The sequence below is a fragment of the Streptococcus mitis genome (assembly GCF_005844455.1).
Taxonomy (GTDB): Bacteria; Bacillota; Bacilli; order Lactobacillales; family Streptococcaceae; genus Streptococcus; species Streptococcus mitis_BF.
In genome coordinates, this window is record NZ_SPGF01000041.1 from 1 (window position 1) to 19,921 (window position 19,921).

Consider the following 19,921-nt stretch of genomic DNA (forward strand, 5'->3'; position numbering starts at 1 on the left):
CACTATTCAAAAACCACACAGTGTTTCTTTCAGCTTGATTATATTCAAGACTGGAATCACTGTGTGGTTTTATTTAGGAGCTAGTTTTTGCCCAACCTCCTTAATCGAAAATTGGATTAATAACTATCCTAAAAAATGCTTGAACTACAAGTCACCCAGAGAATTTCTTCTGGATGGCTAACTTGAACTTGAAATTCGCCATTTTTGTAGCAAAAAAGGAGCATTTAATCTCCTCATAAAAGTAGCTAGTCTACCTAAATCTTCAAGAATCGGCGCATAGAAATTCCTGATCCCAGTGAACCAATGAAAATCCCAATCACAAATAATAGGGCAATCATCAGAGGAGTAAATACCTCCGGTGCAATCATAGAAAGATTTTGACCTACCAATGACTTATTGACAGATTGATAAACCATTCGATAAACAATAAAGACCAACACTGATGGTGCAGTTGCTCCAAGCAAACCAATGAAGGCACCTTCAAGTAAGAAAGGTCCACGAATATAACTGTTCTTAGCACCAACCAAGCGCATGATTTGAATTTCGCGACTGCGAGAAATAATGGTAATACGTATAGTATTAGAAATCAAGAAGACTGCAATGAAAATCAATAATCCAGCGATAACAAGTCCCCAGACGCGAATAAATGAAGCCAACTTGAACAAGCGTTCTGTATTGGCACCACCATCCTGAACTTCTGACACACCTTCAATTTTCTTAGCTTCTTCTGCTACCGTCTTTACATCACTTGGTGTATTGGTATCTACTATATAAGCATCATAGAGAGGGTTTGCATCCCCTTCAAAGACCTTCCAATCGTCACCCATTGTTTCCGTTAGTTTCTCGTACTGTTCTTCTTTACTTGAGAAGGTAACGCTTTTAACGATTGACATACCTTTCAAAGCATCGTATACCTTGTGGTAATCATTATTAGTAACAGTTTGGCCTTCTTTTTCAATAGTCTCACTATTATCAGCTACGTCCTTACGAATGTATACCATTACTCGGACATTATTTTCAATATCTGTAGCTAGTTTAGCCGTATTAAAGATAACAGATGCAAATATTGCAACCAAGGTCAAAGTAATCATAACAGAACTGACAGCAGCTACTGTCATCCAGCCATTTCGCTTCAAACTTTTTAATGATTCAAATAAATGACGAAAAAATCTACTAATCATCGTATCCATATTCTCCTTTAGCTTCGTCACGAACGACACGGCCATTTTCAATGGCAATGACACGGTGGCGCAACGTATTTACAATCTGACTATTGTGGGTCGCCATCAAGACAGTTGTACCTTGGAGATTGATGCGTTCCAGCAAATTCATAATTTCCCATGAATTATCTGGATCCAAGTTCCCTGTTGGTTCGTCCGCAATCAATACTTTGGGATTATTTACAATGGCACGTGCAATCGCAATCCGCTGTTGCTCTCCACCTGAGAGCTCATTTGGGAAAGAACGAACCTTGTGCTTCAACCCAACCAAGTCCAAAACTTCCATCACACGTTTTTTGATATTACGGCGATTTTCCCCGATTACTTCCATAGCGTAAGCAATATTTTCATAGACCGTTTTCTTTGGCAAGAGTTTATAGTCTTGGAAGACAACCCCAACACTACGACGTAGAAGCGGGACATCTTTCTTTTTAATTTTAACCAGATTAAAACCAGCAACTGATAGGCTTCCTTTATCGATTTTTACTTCACGATATAGAGAACGAATGAAGGTTGACTTCCCTGCTCCTGAAGGTCCTACGATGTAAGCAAATTCCCCCGGTTGAACACTAACCGAAACACCGCGTAGGGCAGTCGTTCCGTTGTCGTATTTTTTGACGACATCTCTCATTTCAATGATTGACATGTGACTTCCTTTCTTTCTTAGCTAATTCGCCACTTGAGATAGGCATCGATAAAACCATCTAGGTCCCCATCCATAACCTTATCTACCTGAGCAACTTCAAAGCTAGTTCGGTGATCTTTTACCATAGTATAAGGTGTGAATACATAAGAACGGATTTGGCTTCCCCATGTGATTTCCTTTTTCTCACCTTTGAGGGAATCAACTTCCGCAGCTTTCTTTTCTTGCTCCATTTGATAGAGCTTAGCCTGCAACATCTTCATGGCACGATCTCTATTTCCATACTGGGTACGATCCACTGTTGATTGGACAACAATTCCAGTTGGAATGTGGGTCAAACGCACACCTGTTGAAACCTTATTGACGTTTTGTCCACCAGCACCACCTGAACGGAAAGTATCCATCTTGATGTCATCTTCACGGATTTCCACTTCAATGGTATCATCCAACTCCGGCATCACTTCTACAGATGTGAAAGAGGTATGGCGACGTTTGGCAGAGTCAAATGGCGAGATACGGACCAAACGGTGAACTCCCATTTCCGACTTGAGAAGGCCATAGGCATTAGGTCCCTCAAATGATAAGGTTACCGACTTAATACCAGCCTCATCACCAGCTTGATAATCCAAGACTTCTACTTTAAAGCCTTTAGCATTACCATAACGAGTATACATACGAAGCAGCATATCACCCCAGTCCTGAGCCTCAGTACCACCAGAACCTGGATGGATTTCCAAGATGGCATTATTATGGTCATAAGGTTCCGACAAGAGAAGGGTCATCTCGTAGCTGGTCATCATCTTATCAAGTTCAGATAACTGCGTTACCAATTCTTCATGCACCGACTCATCTTCAGCTAAAAAGTCTAATAAAATTTCGACTTCATCCTGCAACTCTTCCATTTTGTGGAAGGTGTTGTAGGTGTTTTTTAATTCATTTAATTCTTGCGACGTTTTTTGGGCCGCGATATTATCGTTCCAAAAATCAGGTTCAGTCATCTTGTTTTCCAAGATGGCAATCTCTTCCTCTAGGCCTTCAAGGTCAAAGAGACCCCCTGAAAGAAGCTAATTTTTCACGATTTGCGTCAATTTTCTGACGAATTACTGAAATGTCCATAAATACTCCTTTTTTACATCATTTCATTATAGCATATTTTATCATTTCTTTCCATCTTTTGCTCTAATCCCTTTTCATGAAAAAAGAAGCCTTTCGGCTTCCCTTCTTACAAGACCTTTGCTGAAGTACGAGTAATTTCTTCTACTTGAATATTATCTGATTCAAATTTTTCTTTCAAGGCTGGTAAATCAATTGAGCCATCGATTTGAACTTCGATAATCACCTTACCATCTTTACGCGGAATATTGACTGTATGCGAGATATTCAAATTTTCTTCTGCAATCAAAGAAACAATCTTTCCGAGGACACCAACTTCATCTTCTGTAACAAAGCGCACACGAATTCCTTCTTCACCATAACCAGCAATTTCAAGAAAGGCTTGGAAAACGTCACGGTCCGTAATAACTCCGTATACTTGATGATTATCTACGACAGGAAGAATACCAATCTTGTTTTTCAACATCAGATAAGTTGCATCCTCTAGACTCGCATAGCCTGAAACAGTGACAACATCGCGAATCATGACATCTTTTACTTTTGTCTTATTTAGAAGATAATTCATCTCATAGATAGAAAGACTGGTTGCTTTTGATGGACTAGCTTGCGCAATGGTTCCCTCAGTCACCAAACCAACCAATTGATCATTTTCGATAACAGGCAAGCGGTGCAATCCTTGCTCTCTCATTAAATCTGCTGCATGAGATACTGTTGTATCTGGACTAATATAAACTACCTTGCGGGTCATAAAATCTTTAACTGCCATGAGACTTCTCCTTTTCTATGCTTATCCCTATTATACAATCTTTTTGCAAATCTATCAAACGCTTACATTTCTTTTTCAAAATTCAGAAAAGTATGAATAAGCTAGTAAAAAGAGCTCTAAAATTGAGCTCTGTGAATGAAGGATAGGTACGCTTCATTCGATTTTATTTCAATTATCAGAAGCTAACCTTCCAGTGCAGATGAGAATTGCTTCGCAATCTCTATCCGCAACCTAAACTAGTCTCCCAGACTATGCGATGTTTGCTTCGCAATCTTCATCTGCCGACTAAAAAGGTCCCCCGGACCTTTTTAGCCACCTAGATATGCTTTTCTGACTTCTTCTGATGAGGCGAGTTCTTTTCCTGTTCCTGATAGAACGATTTTTCCTGTTTCCAGTACATAACCTCGGTCAGAGATTGCGAGTGCCTTATTGGCATTTTGTTCAATCAAGAGGACGGTTGTTCCTTGCTTCTGAATATCTTGAATGATATCAAAAATCTCTTGGATAAAGATTGGGGCAAGTCCCATTGATGGTTCATCTAAGAGAAGAAGTTTTGGTGTTGACATAAGAGCACGCCCCATGGCAAGCATTTGTTGTTCCCCCCCTGAAAGAGTGGCTGCATCTTGGTTCTTGCGCTCCTCAAGACGTGGGAAACGTGAAAAAACTTTCTTCAAGTTAGCTTGATTTTCTTCACGATTTTTCTTTAAGAAAGCTCCCATTTCTAGATTTTCCATAACAGTCAAGCCAGGAAAGACGTGGCGTCCTTCTGGAACTTGTGAAAGCCCACCTGCTACGATTTTCTGAGCTGGCATTTTTTGGATTTCTTGACCTAAAAATTCAATCTTTCCAGAACTTGGTCTAACCAAACCAGACAAGGTACGGAGAATGGTTGTCTTACCTGCACCATTAGCACCGATAAGGGAAACAACTTCTCCTTCATTAACTTCAAAGCTTACATCACGGACTGCTTGGATCATGCCGTAATGCACAGAAAGATTATCAACTTTTAACATAGACATTAGGCTTCACCTCCTAGATAAGCTTCGATAACGCGTTTATTGGTCTTAATTTCGTCTGGAGTTCCCTGAGCAATCAAACGACCGTATTCAAGTACATAGATACGTTCTGTTACTTCCATGACCAGATTCATATCGTGTTCAATCAGCATGATCGTAATCTTAAATTCATCTTTGATACGACGAATTAACTCAGTCAATTCAGCAGTTTCCTGCGGATTCATACCTGCGGCTGGTTCATCCAAAAAGAGAATTTTAGGTTCCGTAGCGAGGGCACGAACAATTTCCAAACGACGTTGTTGTCCGTAGGCAAGATTTTTAGCAAGAGTTTCTGCATCACCATCTAAATCAAAGATTTTCAACAATTCCAAAGCCTTAGCCTTTAAGTCTTTTTCACTCTTGTAAAAAGCTGGTAAGCGTAAGAAACTAGCAAAAACATGTTGTTTGTGATGGTTGCCAAAAGCAATCAAAACATTGTCCAAAACTGTTAAATCTTTAAAGAGACGAATGTTTTGGAAAGTACGTCCAAGTCCCAAAGAAGCAATCTTATAAGGTGACTTCCCATTTAAAAGGTGACCATCAAGGGTAACTGTTCCCTCGCTTGGTTCATAAACACCCGTCAAGAGGTTGAAAAGAGTGGTTTTCCCAGCTCCATTTGGACCGATTAGTCCAACCAGTTCCCCTTCGTTCAATTCAAGAGTCACATCTCCAACAGCTGTTAGACCGCCAAAATGTTTGGTTAACTGTTTTACTTCAAGTAATGCCATTAGTTTTGTTCCTCCTTTTTAGATTTTTTAAAGAAACGTGATAGACTCAATTCCCATGTTCCAAGGAGTCCACCTGGTCTGAAAATCATTACCAATACCAAGGCCAAAGCGTAAATAATCATACGCACACTAGCAACATCTTGGAGAAGCATATTCAAAATTCCAAGAACAATAGCTGAAACGATGGCACCTGTAATGGAACCAAGTCCACCAAATACAACAATAATCAATACGTTGATTGAGTTGATGAAGGTGTAGTCTTTCGGTACAACAGAGCCGATAAATCCTGCCTGAAGTGATCCTGCAATACTTGCAGTAATGGCACCAAAGACAAAAGCGATAATTTTAATTTTAGTCGTATTAACCCCAACTGACTCAGCAGCAATTTCATCCTCACGAACGGAGAGGGTTGAACGTCCAATTGGGCTTCGTAAGAAGTTCAAGGTTGCAATGGTTGTAATTACGACAAAGAAGTAAACCATTGGCCAAGTTGTAAAGTTAGGAATTCCCAAGATACCTGCCGCACCATTTGTAAGGCTTCCACCATTGATGATAAAGATACGGATAATTTCAGAAACACCTAGAGTCGCTACCGCAAGATAGTCTCCCTTCAAACGCAAGGTTGGAATTCCGACAAGTAAGGCAACCGCTCCTGAAAGCAAAGCCCCTACAAGCATAGCTCCAAAGAAAGCACCGTAAGTTGGTGATTTAGAACCAATAATTGCTGCTGCATAGGCACCAATCGCCATGAAACCAGCATGCCCGAGTGAAAATTGTCCAGAAAAACCAACGATTAAGTTGAGACCAACAGCCAGAATAATATTAATTCCAATTTGTTGTAAAATCTGTACATAGAATAGGTTGAGTACTCCGACTGAAACCAGTACACTAATCAAGCCATAACCAGCTAACAAAAGGAGTAACCATAGAATATTAACTTTTAAATTTTCCTTCATCGTTTACACCTTCTCTTTCACATTTTTACCAAGGATACCAGCTGGGCGGACAATCAAGATCAACAACAAGATTCCATAAACAATGGCATCGCGGAAGTCTGACATTCCAAAGGCTGTCGCAAAGGTTTCCAATAGACCAATTACAAAGCCACCAAGCGCTGCACCAGGAATAATTCCGATACCACCAAGTACTGCGGCAACGAAAGATTTAAGACCTGGAGTAACCCCCATCAAAGGCTCAAGAGAGTTATAATAGAGGGCAATCAGAACACCAGCCGCACCCGCAAGAGCTGAACCCAAAGCGAAAGTAAAGCTGATAGTACGGTTTACATTGATCCCCATCAATTGCGCCGCATCGCTATCTACTGATACTGCACGCATGGCTTTCCCCATCTTAGTCTTTTGGACAATGACTTGTAACAAAATCATCAAGATCAAGGAAATGACCAAAATCATTAACTGTACATTCGTTAAGCTAATTGGTCCCAAATCATAGCGAACTGTCTGAATCGCTTGAGGGAAGGCACGAGTATTGGCACCAACCAGATAGACCATCCCATACTCCAATAGGAAGGAAACCCCAATAGCTGTAATCAAAACAGCAATACGAGTAGAGTGACGCAAAGGTCGGTAAGCAAGGGACTCAATCACGACACCAAGAATAGCTGTCGCTAGCATAGCTACAATAAGCGCTACAAAAAAATTCATTTGGAAAGAATTAATCAAGAAATAACCGATAAAGGCTCCCATCATATAAATATCACCGTGGGCGAAGTTGATGAGCTTGATAATTCCGTAAACCATGGTATATCCTAGGGCTAACAGCGCGTATACACTACCTAGAATCAAACCATTTACTAGTTGTTGGAGCATAAGATTCACTCTTTCTATTTATAATTCCGAGGGTTTTCCCTCACTTTTTGATAGGTTCTTAAACATCGAAACAGGGAGTGAGTACGAGGCTCATTCCCTATTTCAACATTTTTCTATTATGGTTTTACAACTTCTGCTGCTTCAACCTTACCATTGTTCATGATCATCATGTAAGCAGTTTTGACTGTGTTATGGTCTGCATCGAAGCTTGTTTGACCAGTTACACCTTCAAAATCTTTTGTTTTAGCAAGGTTATCCTTGATCTCACCTGAGTTTTTAGCACCTTTTGCTGCATTTGCTACAAGGTGAACTGAGTCATAAGCCAAGGCTGCAAATGTTGAAGGCTCTTCGTTGTACTTAGCACGGTAAGCATCAAGGAAAGCTTTTGCTTTAGCTGAAACTTCTACAGTAGTTGAGAAGCCTGAGATAAAGTAAATGTTTGATGCTTTTTCAGCAGTTGCTTGTTGTACAAACTCTTCACCGTTAAATCCATCACCACCAACGATTGGTTTGTCAATTCCCATACCACGCGCTTGGTTTACAATTTTACCAGCTTCATTATAGTAGCCAGGAACAACGATAGCATCAAAATCTTTTCCTTTCATTTTTGTAAGTGCTGCTTGGAAGTCTGTGTCACCTGCTACGAAAGTTTCATCTGCAACGATTTCACCTTTATAAGCTTCACGGAAGGCTTTGGCAATACCTTTAGCATAGTCACTAGCATTGTCAGTGTAAAGAACAACTTTCTTAGCTTGCAATTTATCAGAAACATAGTTTGAGATAATTTTTCCTTGGAAGCTATCTTGGAAAGTTCCGATAAAGAGGTAATCTTGACCTTTAGTCAATCCATCTTGAGTCGCACTTGGTGAGATCAATGGAACACCTGCTTTTGTAGCGTTCGCTACCGCAGCTGCAGTCGCACCAGATGTCGCAGGCCCTACGACTGCTGATACTTTAGATTGGGTTACAAGGTTAGTTGTTACTGAAGCCGCCTCAGCTGTTTCGGACTTATTATCTTTATCGACTACTTCGATTTGTTTTCCATCGATACCACCTGCAGCATTGATTTCATCAACGGCCAATTGGGCACCTTTTTGTTCAGTTGTTCCATAGGCTGCTAAAGAACCTGATTCTTCGAAGTTAAATCCGATTTTGATTGTCTTTTCATCTACTGAGTTACCAGCAGCATTTGACGCTCCAGACTTCACTTCTCCACAGGCTGCAAGAAGTGCTACACTTGCAAGCGCCACAAACGATAGGGAAAATTTTTTCTTCATATTTTTGTCTCCTTATTTCTTAAACAAATGGCATATTAAGAATATACCGAATTATCAGAAAATTGTCAACACTTTTCTTGAACTTTTTTGATGATAACGTTTTCCTATCGATAAAGATTGCCCACAAAGGGTGTTTCCAGCTCTTGGATATGACAAACTCTGACTTTTTTTATAAATTTTTCCTTACTCAAGTGTCCGATCAATTGCTCCACTTCTTGAGTTGGAACATAGAGTTGTAAGTAACGATGTTTCTTGGAATGATAGGTAATATCTCCATAATCCTGCAATTTTTTGGCATCACGATTATAGTAAAGATAGATAATCAAGCCAGATCGATTGACTTTTTCAAACATGATAAATCCTCTTTCTAAGAAATCTCTCCCTATTATACCAAAAAAAGCAAACCCAGTCGAGTTTGCCTTCTTTCATCATTAATTCAATGAATTGTTGGCCATGATTTCATCAATAAAGCCATATTCAAGTGTTTCTTGGGCGCTCATCCAGTTATCGCGTTCTGCATCTGCATGGATTTGCTCAACTGTTTTACCAGAATTATCTGCAAGAATTTGCTCCAAAGTCTTACGAGTTTTAAGCAAGTGTTCAGCAGCAATCGCCATATCTGTTTGCTGTGTACCACCACCTGTACCACCCATTGGTTGGTGGATCATGTATTCGGCATTTGGAAGCATGAAACGTTTGCCTTTTGCTCCACTTGATGCGATGACTGTTCCCATAGATGCGGCCATTCCCATAACAATGGTTTGGACATCTGCCTTGATAAAGTTCATGGTATCAACGATTGCCAAACCGGCTGAAACAGAACCACCCGGAGTATTTACATAAAGGTAAATATCTTTTGTACTGTCTTGGGCATCCAAGAAGAGCAATTGGGCAATAACGGAGTTGGCCATGTTGTCTTCAACTGGTCCAGTCAACATGATGATACGATCTTTTAGTAGACGTGAGTAAATATCATAGGAACGTTCTCCACGGCTTGTTTGTTCAATAACTACAGGAATCATTCATTTCTCCTTTTGAGTTTTATTTTTGTTGGTCAAATGACTGAAGATAAGACTATTATAATACATTGGTCAAAAAAGGTCAAATTTTTGCTCTGTTTTCATCAGACAGAAACAAAAACTCAACCTCCTTTCACGACTGGAAATCCTTTTCCAAGTCAATCTCTTTTTAATTTTATTTTGTACCGAACAAGCGGTCTCCAGCATCTCCAAGACCTGGAACGATATAGCCGTGTTCGTTCAAACGTTCATCCAAGGCTGCTGTAAAGATTTCTACATCTGGATGAGCTTCTTGAAGGGCTTTAACACCTTCTGGAGCAGATACAAGGCAGACAAATTTGATATTTGATGCGCCACGTTTTTTAAGGGAATCAACAGCCAAAATTGCTGATCCACCTGTTGCCAACATTGGATCTACGACAAAAATTTGACGTTGGTCAATGTCCTCAGGCAATTTCACCAAGTATTCAACTGGTTGAAGCGTTTCTTCATCACGGTACATACCGATGTGACCAACTTTAGCAGCTGGAACCAAGTTCAAGAGACCATCAACCATCCCGATACCTGCACGCAAGATTGGAACGATAGCCAATTTCTTACCTGCCAATTGTTTTTGAACTGTTTTTGTAATTGGTGTTTCGATTTCCACATCTTCTAGTGGAAGATCACGAAGTACTTCATACCCCATCAACATTGCAATCTCATCTACTAGCTCACGGAAAGCTTTTGTAGAAGTATCTGTACGACGCAAGATTGACAATTTGTGTTGAATCAGTGGATGATTAATAACTTCAATTTTTCCCATTTTTGGAATTCCTTCTTTCAATTTATTCTTCTTATTATACCAAAAAACGGTTTAAAAATCTTTCTAAACCATTTATTTTTGATAATTTTTACATTAAATCTGCCTCTTTAAGAGCTTCCTGTACTGTCTCAAGTGGTAGATGGGTCAATTCTGTCCCTTTTTCTTGATAAAGGTATTGGGCATAGTCATCCATTCGGTACTGGTTGATATAGACCACGCGCTTGCAACCAACCTGCAGCAATTGTTTCGTGCAATTCAGACAAGGAAAGTGTGTCACATAGGCTGTAAAACCTTTAGGAACACCACGTTCAGCACCTTGGAGAATGGCATTAACCTCAGCGTGAAGGGTGCGAACACAGTGTCCTTCAATGACCAGACATTCGTGGTCAATACAATGCTCAGTTCCTGACACCGAACCATTGTAACCAGTGGAAATAACCTTATTATCCTTTACCAGAATTGCGCCCACTTTGGCACGTTTACAAGTGGAACGATTGGCAATCAGTAGGGCTTGGGCTGCAAAATACTCATCCCAGGCTAGTCTTTTTTCAGTCATATCTCTTCTCCTTTTTTCTCTATTTTTTAAAAAATGGTAACCGTAAGTCCGCAATCTTTTCAGCTGGTACCTTCATACCATCCTTGATCCATTTGAGGAGGACAGAGACGATGGCTGAACTCCAGAAGGAATGAAGATAAGAGCTGACACCTTTTGATTTTCCATAGTATTTTTCTAAAAATTCCTGCATGGCTTGGACAAAGATTTTTTCCAGATGGTAATCCAAGGCCAATTGAATCACTCTGGCTTCCTTTCTGGCCTCCCGGAAAAGGTGAACCCAGACCAAATAGAGGTCTGTCTTTAAATCATAATGATGCAGCTGTTCCATAATATTGTGGACACTCCGTTTAAAGACGCTTTCTAAAATCTCCTCTTTGGAATCATAATTGCGATAAAAGGCCGCACGCGAAACGCCTGCACGCTTGACCAATTCAGAAATACTAATCTTGGTCAGATCCTTTTTTTCCAAGAGTTGCAAGAGGGCCGTTTCAATGGCTTCTCTGGTTAATAAATTGGATTCTTGGTTTGATTTTCTGAGATTTTCAAGAGACTTTTCAGAGATTCTACGTTCAGACATAACATTTTCTTTCTACTTGTCACAACAGACGGATGAGGCTTTTGTTTCAAGGGTTTTCATGATATAATTGTAAAAAAAGACAGAACCTTTGTCAATGTATAACTGACAAAGATGGAGAATTTCTATGACTTGGAAGATTATTGCTGACTCTGGTTGTGATTATCGTCAGCTGGCAACACCAGCTATTGACACAACCTTTGTAAGTGTTCCCTTAACCATTCAAGTAGCTGATCAGGTCTTTGTTGATGATGCCAGTCTTGACATTGACCAAATGATGGAAACCATGTATGCAACTGCAGAAGCTTCAAAATCAGCTTGTCCAAGCCCAGATGATTATTTGCGAGCATTTGAAGGTGCCAAAAACATTTTCTTGGTAACCCTCACTGGTACTCTTTCTGGCAGCCACAATAGTGCTCAACTAGCCAAGAATATTTATCTGGAAGAACATCCTGACACTAAGATTCATGTAATTGATAGTTTGTCTGCTGGCGGGGAAGTTGACTTGCTCGTAGAAAAATTGAATGACTTGATTGACCAGGGCTTGTCTTTTGAAGAAGTGGTTGAAGCTATCACTGCTTATCAAGAAAAAACCAAGTTACTTTTTGTCCTAGCCAAAGTCGATAACTTGGTGAAGAACGGCCGTTTGAGCAAGCTTATCGGTACAGTCGTTGGCCTTCTCAATATCCGTATGGTTGGAGAAGCTAGTGAAACTGGAACCCTCGAATTGCTACAAAAAGCAAGAGGTCCAAAGAAAGCAGTTCAAGCAGCCTATGAAGAGTTGGTGAAGGCTGGATATGCTGGTGACCGTATTATCATGGCCCAACGCAATAACGAGAAATGTTGCCAACAGCTCTCAGAGCGAATCCGTGAAACCTTCCCACAAGCGGATATCAAAATTCTCCCAGCATCTGGTCTCTGCAGTTTCTATGCAGAAGATGGCGGTTTGCTGATGGGATATGAAATTGATTAATTGCATTCTTGACAAGAGGTGACCATCATCTCTTGTTTTTTTGTGGTACAATAGAGCTATGAAACATTTTGATACTATCGTCATCGGTGGAGGACCTGCTGGTATGATGGCTACGATTTCCAGTAGCTTTTATGGACAGAAAACCCTCCTTATCGAAAAAAATCGGAAACTTGGAAAAAAATTAGCTGGGACTGGTGGTGGACGTTGCAATGTGACCAACAATGGTAGCTTGGACGACCTGCTAGCTGGCATCCCTGGAAATGGGCGCTTTCTCTACAGTGTCTTCTCCCAATTTGATAACCATGATATCATTAACTTTTTTACGGAAAATGGGGTTAAACTTAAGGTCGAAGATCACGGACGCGTCTTTCCTGCTAGTGACAAGTCTCGGACAATTATAGAGACCTTGGAAAATAAAATCACTGAGTTAGGTGGTCAAGTTGCTACTCAAACAGAGATTGTTTCGGTTAAAAAGGTGGATGACCAATTTGTTCTTAAATCAGCTGACCAAATCTTCACTTGTGATAAAATCATTGTCACAACTGGTGGGAGATCCTATCCTTCTACTGGTTCGACTGGTTTTGGACACGAGATTGCCCGTCATTTTAAACACACCATTACCGAACTTGAGGCTGCTGAAAGTCCTTTGTTGACTGATTTTCCACACAAGGCGCTTCAAGGAATTTCACTAGACGATGTGACCCTAAGCTATGGCAAGCATGTCATCACGCACGATCTGCTTTTTACCCACTTTGGTTTGTCTGGCCCTGCTGCCCTGCGTATGTCTAGTTTTGTAAAAGGTGGCGAAATCCTTTCACTGGATGTCTTGCCTCATCTTTCTGAAAATGACTTGTCTACATTTCTAGAAGAAAATCGGGAAAAATCCTTGAAAAATGCTTTAAAAACCTTGTTACCAGAACGTTTATCTGAATTTTTTTGTGCAAGGCTATCCAGAAAAAGTCAAACAACTGACTGAAAAGGAACGAGAACAACTTCTCCAATCTATCAAGGACCTCAAAATTCCTATGACCGGAAAAATGTCCCTTGCCAAATCCTTTGTTACCAAAGGGGGAGTCAGTCTTAAGGAAATCAATCCTAAAACTCTGGAAAGTAAGTTAGTGCCTGGACTCCACTTTGCTGGCGAGGTAATGGATATCAATGCCCATACGGGTGGCTTTAACATCACTTATGCCCTCTGCACTGGCTGGGTGGCTGGAAGCCTGCATTATGATTAAAGAATTTTTTAATAGACTTCCTGCGAAACAAAATATGGTACAATAATTCTATGAATTATGAAGCAAGCAAACAATTAACTGATGTACGATTTAAGCGCCCTGTTGGTGTTCAGCGCACTACTTTTGAAGAGATGTTAGCTGTGTTAAAAACAGCTTATCAACATAAACACGCAAAAGGTGGACGAACTCCCAAGTTAAGCTTAGAAAATCTCCTCATGGCTACTCTTCAATACATGCGAGAATACCGTACTTATGAACAAATTGCGGCTGATTTTGGCATTCACGAAAGCAACTTAATCCGTCGGAGTCAATGGGTTGAAGCAACTCTTATTCAAAGTGGTTTTACGATTTCAAAAACTCATCTTAATGCTGAGGATACGGTGATTGTGGATGCAACAGAGGTAAAAATCAATCGTCCTAAAAAAATCAACTAGCCAATTATTCTGGTAAAAAGAAATGTCATGCTATGAAGGCTCAAGCGATTGTCACAAGCCAAGGGAGAATTGTTTCTTTGGATATCGCTGTGAACTATTACCACGATATGAAATTGTTCAAAATGAGTCGCAGAAATATCGGACAAGCTGGTAAAATCTTGGCAGACAGTGGTTATCAAGGACTCATGAAGATGTATTCACAAGCGCAAACTCCGAGGAAATCAAGCAAACTGAAGCCACTAACTCTTGAAGATAAAGCCTATAACCATGCGCTATCCAAAGAGAGAATCAAGGTTGAGAATATTTTTGCCAAAGTAAAAACGTTTAAAATATTTTTAACAACCTATCGAAATCGACGCAAACGGTTTGGATTACGAATGAATTTGATTGCTGGCATTATCAACCGTGGACTAGGATTTTAGTTTCGCAGGAAGTCTAATAGTAAAAATCGGAAGAATACTCCTCCGATTTTATTTTGTCTGAGTTTGGACATAGTGGGCAATGACATCTGATGTGTACTGGGCTGTTCCAGGTCCAAATTTGTCAATATTTTCCTTAAACTCTGGGTTGTAGACGTAGCCTTTACCGATATGACTGAATACCTCAATAGAGCAGTCAAATCCATAAGTACGAATAGCTTGCAAGAGTTTGGCTGCTTCTTCTTGGTTTTCGGTCGCTGTTGCAGCTAGTCCATTTTTAAGGTTTTGAGCCAAAGCTTGAAAAACTTGGTTAAAGGCAGCCGTAGCCTCATCTTCTCTACCACTTTGGCGCTCGAGGGCCTGATCCATGACTTCTTGACCATATTTTTCTACCGCTTCTTGGTGGTATTTTTGATTGTCTTGATAGCTAAATCCAGTAAATTTTTCCTCAATCGTCATTTTTCTTTCTCCTTTTTGTTCTTGAATGGTTTTTTGCAAGGTGGAAATCAAAGTATCCAGACGTTGCCTTTCTTGGGTCAAATAGTCCAACTGCCTAGTCAAATGGGGCAATAAATCTGTCCTTTCTTCCTTTAACAGCTCTGCTATTTTTTCTAAAGAAAAGCCTAGATACTTGTAATACAGAATGACCTGAAGGCGTTCCAAATCCTCCTGACTGTAGGTTCGATAGCCGTTTTCCGACTTTAAAGGAACCAAAAGTCCTATCTTATCGTAGTGGTGCAGGGTCTTGACCGAGACACCCGAAAGCTGCGCAGCTTCTTTTATATGGTACATGATTTCCTCCTTATACTCAATGAAAATCAAAGAGCAAACTAGTAAGCTTGCCGCAGGTTGCTCAAAGCACAGCTTTGAGGTTGCAGATAAAGCTGACGTGGTTTGAATTTGATTTTCGAAGAGTATTACAATGATAGTATAACCCCTCCCCTTAGGTCAGAGTCAAGCGTTTTTGCGAAATTTTTTTACTTTATCATAACATGAAAATGGTTTTCTTGACAGACATTAGAAAACATGATAGGATAGTCAAGTCTATCAATCAAAAGAAAGGCTCATTTTGAGTACTTATGAGGCTATTTGCCAAGGGCAGTAGCTTTTTCTTTTGTAATACTAATTTTAGGAGTTTAACTATGTCTGAAAAATCGCAATGGGGTTCGAAACTAGGCTTTATCCTAGCATCTGCTGGTTCAGCCATCGGACTTGGAGCCGTTTGGAAGTTCCCCTACATGACTGCCGCTAATGGCGGTGGAGGCTTTTTACTAGTCTTTCTTATTTCTACCATTTTAATCGGTTTCCCGCTCCTGCTGGCTGAATTTGCCCTTGGCCGTAGTGCTGGCGTTTCCGCTATCAAAACCTTTGGAAAACTAGGTAACAATAACAAGTATAACTTTATCGGTTGGATTGGTGCCTTTGCCCTCTTTATCCTCTTATCATTTTACAGTGTTATCGGAGGATGGGTTTTAGTCTATCTAAGTATCGCTATTGCTAAAGCCTTCCAAGTTGGGATTAGCAGTGATTATGCCCAGCTCTTCACAGATATTATTTCAAATCCATGGATTGCTCTTGGTTCCCAAGCCCTCTTTATCCTCCTCAACATCTTTATCGTATCTAAGGGAGTTCAAAAAGGGATTGAAAGAGCATCGAAAGTTATGATGCCCCTGCTCTTTATCATCTTTGTCATTATCATCGGGCGCTCTCTCAGCTTGCCAAATGCCATGGAAGGGGTTCTCTACTTCCTCAAACCTGACTTTTCAAAACTAACTAGCGCTGGTCTCCTCTATGCTCTGGGACAATCTTTCTTTGCCCTCTCACTAGGGGTGACAGCCATGCTAACTTATGCTTCTTACTTGGACAAGAAAACCAATCTGGTCCAGTCAGGTATTTCCATCGTAGCCATGAATATCTCGGTATCCATCATGGCGGGACTAGCTATTTTCCCAGCCATGTCAGCCTTCAATATTCAGTCTGAAGAGGGACCAAGCTTGCTCTTTATCGTCTTGCCTCAACTCTTTGACAAGATGCCTTTTGGAACCATTTTCTACATCCTCTTCCTCTTGCTCTTCCTCTTTGCGACGGTTACTTCTTCTGTCGTGATGCTGGAAATCAATGTGGGCAATATCACCAATCAGGACAACAACAAGCGTGCTAAATGGAGTGCTATTTTAGGAATCTTGACCTTTGTCTTTGGAATTCCTTCAGCCCTTTCTTACGGTGTTATGGCGGATGTTCACATCTTTGGGAAGACCTTCTTTGACGCTATGGACTTCTTGGTTTCCAATCTCCTCATGCCATTTGGAGCTCTCTGCCTTTCACTTTTTACAGGCTATATCTTTAAAAAGGCTCTTGCTATGGAGGAATTACACCTTGATGAAAGAGTCTGGAAACAAGGACTTTTCCAAGTCTGGCTCTTCCTTCTTCGTTTCATCATTCCTATCATCATCATTGTGGTCTTTATCGCCCGATTTATGTAATCAAAAAGGACTTGAGTAATGAACTCAGGCCCTTTCTTTTTTATGGACGGCTAACAATCAATTCCAAGCCTTGGCCTTCTAATGTCCAAGCTTGAACATCACTTGGTAGGATAAAATGGCTGCCTTTTTGGATTGGATAATTTTTTCCTTCAACAGTCAGTTGACCTTGGCCAGCTAAGACGCTAAACAGGCTATAGTCAGCTGTCTTTTCAAAGTTAACTTTTCCAGTAATTTCCCACTTGTAAACTGCGAAGAACTCGCTAGAAACGAGGAGTGTAGAACGCAGGTCATCAGCTTTGACAGTCACAGGACGGCTATTTGCAGGCTCGCCAATGTTCAAAACATCGATGGATTTTTCAAGATGAAGTTCACGTAAGTTGCCATTATCATCCTTACGGTCAAAGTCATAGACACGGTAAGTGGTATCGCTAGATTGTTGGGTTTCAAGGATTAATATACCTGCTCCGATGGCGTGCATGGTACCACTTGGTACATAGAAGAAATCTCCAGCCTTAACTGGTACTTTTGTCAGCAAGGCATCCCAGTTCTTGTCCTCAATTTGCTGGCGGAGTTCTTCTTTTGATTTGGCATTGTGACCATAGATAATCTCAGAACCTTCGTCTGCTGCGATGATGTACCAACACTCTGTTTTCCCTAACTCGCCTTCGTGCTCTAGTCCATAGGCATCGTCTGGGTGAACTTGGACGCTGAGCCAGTCGTTGGCATCGAGAATCTTGGTCAAGAGTGGAAATACCGGTTCTGGACGGTTGCCAAATAATTCACGGTGTTCCGCATATAAAGTAGCTAGGTCTGTTCCCTCGTAGAGCCCATTGGCTACCTTAGATACCCCATTTGGGTGGGCTGAAATAGCCCAGTATTCTCCGATTTTTTCACTTGGGATATCGTAGCCAAACTCATCACGTAGCTTGGTTCCCCCCCAGATTTTTTCTTGCATAACTGATTGTAAAAATAATGGTTCTGACATCTTCTTCTCCTGTCTGATTTTTCTCCTCTCATTATAGCAAAAAGCTAGATTTAATTGAACTCTTTTTCACATCTTATAAAGTAGAGAGAAGATTTTATAAAAATAGTGAACAAATGTGCTCTACTTAATACTTGCACCATTGCTGGCAATGACATCCTTGTACCAGTAGAAGGATTTCTTCTTGCTCCGTTTGAGACTTCCTTGACCTGCATTATCACGATCCACATAGATAAAACCATAGCGCTTGTTCATTTCGCCTGTTCCAGCTGAAACCAAATCTATACAACCCCAAGTCGTATAACCAAGCAATTCAACGCCATCTTGGTAAATAGTATCTCGCATAGCCTTGATGTGGGCTTCTAGATAAGCAATCCGATAGTCATCCGCTACATAGCCATTTTCATCCGGCGTATCCATAGCACCGAGCCCATTTTCTACGATGAACATAGGTTTTTGATAACGATCCCATATAGCATTGAGGGTGATACGAAGTCCCAGTGGGTCTATCTGCCATCCCCATTCTGATGATTCAAGATAAGGATTTTTGATAGAGGCAAAGACATTTCCAGCGGTCAGGTTCGTCACTTCTGGATCCCCTGAGGCCACTCGGCTCGCATAGTAAGAGAAGGAAACAAAGTCAACAGTATGATTCTTCAACAAGTCCAAATCTTCTGCTGTCATTTCAATCTCAATTCCCTCACGTTCCCACTGCTTCTTGGCATAGTTTGGGTATTCCCCACGCGCTTGAACATCAATGAAAAAGTAACTCTTACGGTCTTCTTCCATGGCTGCCCAGTAGTCTCTCGGATGGGCGGTGTTAGGATAATATTGCCCTGCTGCCAACATACATCCAACCTTGTTTTCTGGATTAATTTCGTGGGCAATTTTAGTCGCCATAGCTGAGGCTACCAGCTCATGGTGAACCACTTGGTATTTGACCTGTTCTTGATTTTCTCCATCTTCAAAACAAATCCCAGCTCCTAAAAATGGAGCATGCAGAATCATGTTGATTTCGTTAAATGTTAGCCAATACTTGACCAAGCCCTTGTAACGGGTAAAGAGGGTGTGACAGAGATTTGCGTAAAAGTCCAACATACGACGATTGCGCCAACCACCGTACTCCCTAGTTAAGTGCATGGGGCAGTCGAAATGCGTGATGGTCACCAGAGGCTCAATCCCATATTTGTGACATTCCTTAAACAAATCCTCATAAAAAGCCAAACCAGCTTCATTTGGCTCTGCTTCATCTCCCTTAGGAAAAATCCGAGTCCAAGCAATAGAAAGTCTATAAGTCTTAAAGCCCATTTCTGCAAAAAGTGCGATATCTTCCTTATAATGATGGTACATATCAATAGCTTCCTTAGCTGGGTAAAAATAGCCCTCCTCAAACGAAAACATCTTTTTCTGACCTGTGATTATTGCTTCACGGTCAGGTCCAATCGGTACCACATCGACATTAGCCAGACCTCGACCGTTTAAATGATAAGCTCCCTCACATTGATTAGCTGCCGTTGCACCACCCCAGAGGAAGCCCTCTGGAAATTGACCATTTTCTGTCATACCTTTACCTCACTTGATTTATTACTTCTATTATACTAAAAAGGGGACGAAAAATTGGTAACTATCTAGAGAATGTTAGTACTGAACTTGCTGACATGTACGAAAAAAAGACTGAAACCACAATGTCATTAAGTTAAGAAATTCAAATACAATTCTGTATTTGGGTTTCTTTTTTATGTGATAAACTTATAGTTAAGGAGGGATTTCCCATGATAAAACAAATAAAAGCCCACTTGAATAAGAGTAT

Annotated in this window: 20 protein-coding genes and 1 pseudogene; 4 read left to right on the top strand and 17 right to left on the bottom strand. The window is 40.7% G+C overall.

Annotated features, from left to right (window positions below; translation table 11 throughout):
- Positions 1 to 254: 254 nt before the first annotated feature.
- The 14 genes from ftsX to FGQ53_RS08245 form a co-directional block, all read right to left on the bottom strand.
- Positions 255 to 1,181 carry a permease-like cell division protein FtsX gene (ftsX, locus tag FGQ53_RS08175; RefSeq protein ID WP_138337625.1) on the bottom strand — a complete coding sequence of 309 codons (927 nt, stop codon included), beginning with the start codon at positions 1,179 to 1,181 and terminating at the stop codon, positions 255 to 257.
- Positions 1,174 to 1,866 carry a cell division ATP-binding protein FtsE gene (gene ftsE, locus FGQ53_RS08180; protein WP_000022266.1) on the bottom strand — a complete coding sequence of 231 codons (693 nt, stop codon included), beginning with the start codon at positions 1,864 to 1,866 and terminating at the stop codon, positions 1,174 to 1,176. Before ftsE ends, ftsX begins: the two co-directional genes overlap by 8 nt.
- Positions 1,867 to 1,883: 17 nt before the next feature.
- A protein-coding gene (prfB, locus tag FGQ53_RS08185) for a peptide chain release factor 2 (RefSeq protein ID WP_138337628.1) occupies positions 1,884 to 2,979 on the bottom strand; the annotation gives its coding sequence in 2 pieces (ribosomal slippage) (positions 1,884 to 2,906 and positions 2,908 to 2,979; 1,095 coding nt in all).
- Positions 2,980 to 3,085: 106 nt separating this feature from the next.
- A complete protein-coding gene (locus FGQ53_RS08190) occupies positions 3,086 to 3,742 on the bottom strand; it encodes a CBS domain-containing protein (RefSeq protein WP_138337631.1) in 657 nt (218 codons plus the stop codon).
- Positions 3,743 to 4,050: 308 nt separating this feature from the next.
- Positions 4,051 to 4,761, bottom strand: coding sequence for an ABC transporter ATP-binding protein (locus tag FGQ53_RS08195; protein ID WP_000062200.1), 711 nt, complete (start codon positions 4,759 to 4,761; stop codon positions 4,051 to 4,053).
- Complete coding sequence (locus FGQ53_RS08200) at positions 4,761 to 5,525, bottom strand: ABC transporter ATP-binding protein (RefSeq protein ID WP_138337634.1); 765 nt, start codon at positions 5,523 to 5,525, stop codon at positions 4,761 to 4,763. The genes FGQ53_RS08195 and FGQ53_RS08200 overlap by 1 nt, the downstream gene beginning before the upstream one ends.
- Positions 5,525 to 6,481: a branched-chain amino acid ABC transporter permease gene (locus FGQ53_RS08205; protein WP_101776456.1), complete on the bottom strand. Its 957-nt coding sequence runs from the start codon at positions 6,479 to 6,481 to the stop codon at positions 5,525 to 5,527. Before FGQ53_RS08205 ends, FGQ53_RS08200 begins: the two co-directional genes overlap by 1 nt.
- 3 nt (positions 6,482 to 6,484) lie before the next feature.
- The gene (locus tag FGQ53_RS08210; RefSeq protein ID WP_138337638.1) at positions 6,485 to 7,354 is read right to left on the bottom strand and encodes a branched-chain amino acid ABC transporter permease; all 870 of its coding nucleotides are present in this window, start codon (positions 7,352 to 7,354) and stop codon (positions 6,485 to 6,487) included.
- A gap of 116 nt (positions 7,355 to 7,470) precedes the next feature.
- Positions 7,471 to 8,631 (bottom strand): ABC transporter substrate-binding protein, encoded by a 1,161-nt coding sequence (locus FGQ53_RS08215; protein ID WP_138337641.1) that lies wholly within the window; start codon positions 8,629 to 8,631, stop codon positions 7,471 to 7,473.
- 104 nt (positions 8,632 to 8,735) lie between these two features.
- Positions 8,736 to 8,984, bottom strand: a complete 249-nt coding sequence (locus FGQ53_RS08220) for a YlbG family protein (RefSeq protein ID WP_138337643.1) — start codon at positions 8,982 to 8,984, stop codon at positions 8,736 to 8,738.
- Between the two features lie 78 nt (positions 8,985 to 9,062).
- Complete coding sequence (clpP, locus tag FGQ53_RS08230) at positions 9,063 to 9,653, bottom strand: ATP-dependent Clp protease proteolytic subunit ClpP (protein WP_138337646.1); 591 nt, start codon at positions 9,651 to 9,653, stop codon at positions 9,063 to 9,065.
- Positions 9,654 to 9,825: 172 nt separating this feature from the next.
- Positions 9,826 to 10,455, bottom strand: a complete 630-nt coding sequence (upp, locus tag FGQ53_RS08235; RefSeq protein ID WP_000515972.1) for a uracil phosphoribosyltransferase — start codon at positions 10,453 to 10,455, stop codon at positions 9,826 to 9,828.
- A gap of 88 nt (positions 10,456 to 10,543) precedes the next feature.
- A complete protein-coding gene (locus tag FGQ53_RS08240; protein ID WP_000136974.1) occupies positions 10,544 to 11,011 on the bottom strand; it encodes a deoxycytidylate deaminase in 468 nt (155 codons plus the stop codon).
- Between the two features lie 19 nt (positions 11,012 to 11,030).
- Entirely contained in the window at positions 11,031 to 11,588 is a 558-nt protein-coding gene (locus FGQ53_RS08245; protein WP_138337649.1) for a TetR/AcrR family transcriptional regulator, read from the bottom strand.
- A gap of 124 nt (positions 11,589 to 11,712) precedes the next feature.
- Between FGQ53_RS08245 and FGQ53_RS08250 the strand changes: the two genes are divergently transcribed.
- The 3 genes and pseudogenes from FGQ53_RS08250 (at position 11,713) to FGQ53_RS08265 (ending at position 14,649) form a co-directional block, all read left to right on the top strand.
- Positions 11,713 to 12,558, top strand: coding sequence for a DegV family protein (locus tag FGQ53_RS08250; protein ID WP_138337652.1), 846 nt, complete (start codon positions 11,713 to 11,715; stop codon positions 12,556 to 12,558).
- 58 nt (positions 12,559 to 12,616) lie between these two features.
- A pseudogene (locus tag FGQ53_RS08255) lies at positions 12,617 to 13,793 on the top strand (NAD(P)/FAD-dependent oxidoreductase).
- A gap of 50 nt (positions 13,794 to 13,843) precedes the next feature.
- A protein-coding gene (locus FGQ53_RS08265; protein WP_138337654.1) for an IS5 family transposase occupies positions 13,844 to 14,649 on the top strand; the annotation gives its coding sequence in 2 pieces (ribosomal slippage) (positions 13,844 to 14,218 and positions 14,221 to 14,649; 804 coding nt in all).
- 48 nt (positions 14,650 to 14,697) lie between these two features.
- Here FGQ53_RS08265 and FGQ53_RS08270 read toward each other — a convergent pair.
- Positions 14,698 to 15,438 carry a MerR family transcriptional regulator gene (locus FGQ53_RS08270; protein ID WP_138337657.1) on the bottom strand — a complete coding sequence of 247 codons (741 nt, stop codon included), beginning with the start codon at positions 15,436 to 15,438 and terminating at the stop codon, positions 14,698 to 14,700.
- A gap of 350 nt (positions 15,439 to 15,788) precedes the next feature.
- On the opposite strand from FGQ53_RS08270, the gene FGQ53_RS08275 reads away from it, so the two are divergent.
- Positions 15,789 to 17,129 carry a sodium-dependent transporter gene (locus FGQ53_RS08275; RefSeq protein WP_138337660.1) on the top strand — a complete coding sequence of 447 codons (1,341 nt, stop codon included), beginning with the start codon at positions 15,789 to 15,791 and terminating at the stop codon, positions 17,127 to 17,129.
- 40 nt (positions 17,130 to 17,169) lie between these two features.
- Here the strand turns inward: FGQ53_RS08275 and manA are convergent, their stop codons facing one another.
- Positions 17,170 to 18,114 carry a mannose-6-phosphate isomerase, class I gene (manA, locus tag FGQ53_RS08280; protein WP_138337663.1) on the bottom strand — a complete coding sequence of 315 codons (945 nt, stop codon included), beginning with the start codon at positions 18,112 to 18,114 and terminating at the stop codon, positions 17,170 to 17,172.
- Positions 18,115 to 18,234: 120 nt separating this feature from the next.
- Entirely contained in the window at positions 18,235 to 19,674 is a 1,440-nt protein-coding gene (locus FGQ53_RS08285) for a 6-phospho-beta-glucosidase (RefSeq protein ID WP_138337667.1), read from the bottom strand.
- Positions 19,675 to 19,921: the final 247 nt, after the last annotated feature.

What these genes read in the sequence shown, in the direction of transcription:
- FGQ53_RS08190 (WP_138337631.1), bottom strand. Translation starts at nt 3,742, where the DNA reads ATGGCAGTTAAAGATTTTATGACCCGCAAGGTAGTTTATATTAGTCCA.
- FGQ53_RS08195 (WP_000062200.1), bottom strand. Translation starts at nt 4,761, where the DNA reads ATGTCTATGTTAAAAGTTGATAATCTTTCTGTGCATTACGGCATGATC.
- ftsE (WP_000022266.1), bottom strand. Translation starts at nt 1,866, where the DNA reads ATGTCAATCATTGAAATGAGAGATGTCGTCAAAAAATACGACAACGGA.
- FGQ53_RS08220 (WP_138337643.1), bottom strand. Translation starts at nt 8,984, where the DNA reads ATGTTTGAAAAAGTCAATCGATCTGGCTTGATTATCTATCTTTACTAT.
- upp (WP_000515972.1), bottom strand. Translation starts at nt 10,455, where the DNA reads ATGGGAAAAATTGAAGTTATTAATCATCCACTGATTCAACACAAATTG.
- FGQ53_RS08215 (WP_138337641.1), bottom strand. Translation starts at nt 8,631, where the DNA reads ATGAAGAAAAAATTTTCCCTATCGTTTGTGGCGCTTGCAAGTGTAGCA.
- FGQ53_RS08205 (WP_101776456.1), bottom strand. Translation starts at nt 6,481, where the DNA reads ATGAAGGAAAATTTAAAAGTTAATATTCTATGGTTACTCCTTTTGTTA.
- FGQ53_RS08250 (WP_138337652.1), top strand. Translation starts at nt 11,713, where the DNA reads ATGACTTGGAAGATTATTGCTGACTCTGGTTGTGATTATCGTCAGCTG.
- manA (WP_138337663.1), bottom strand. Translation starts at nt 18,114, where the DNA reads ATGTCAGAACCATTATTTTTACAATCAGTTATGCAAGAAAAAATCTGG.
- FGQ53_RS08210 (WP_138337638.1), bottom strand. Translation starts at nt 7,354, where the DNA reads ATGCTCCAACAACTAGTAAATGGTTTGATTCTAGGTAGTGTATACGCG.
- ftsX (WP_138337625.1), bottom strand. Translation starts at nt 1,181, where the DNA reads ATGATTAGTAGATTTTTTCGTCATTTATTTGAATCATTAAAAAGTTTG.
- FGQ53_RS08200 (WP_138337634.1), bottom strand. Translation starts at nt 5,525, where the DNA reads ATGGCATTACTTGAAGTAAAACAGTTAACCAAACATTTTGGCGGTCTA.
- FGQ53_RS08270 (WP_138337657.1), bottom strand. Translation starts at nt 15,438, where the DNA reads ATGTACCATATAAAAGAAGCTGCGCAGCTTTCGGGTGTCTCGGTCAAG.
- clpP (WP_138337646.1), bottom strand. Translation starts at nt 9,653, where the DNA reads ATGATTCCTGTAGTTATTGAACAAACAAGCCGTGGAGAACGTTCCTAT.
- FGQ53_RS08285 (WP_138337667.1), bottom strand. Translation starts at nt 19,674, where the DNA reads ATGACAGAAAATGGTCAATTTCCAGAGGGCTTCCTCTGGGGTGGTGCA.
- FGQ53_RS08275 (WP_138337660.1), top strand. Translation starts at nt 15,789, where the DNA reads ATGTCTGAAAAATCGCAATGGGGTTCGAAACTAGGCTTTATCCTAGCA.
- FGQ53_RS08240 (WP_000136974.1), bottom strand. Translation starts at nt 11,011, where the DNA reads ATGACTGAAAAAAGACTAGCCTGGGATGAGTATTTTGCAGCCCAAGCC.
- FGQ53_RS08245 (WP_138337649.1), bottom strand. Translation starts at nt 11,588, where the DNA reads ATGTCTGAACGTAGAATCTCTGAAAAGTCTCTTGAAAATCTCAGAAAA.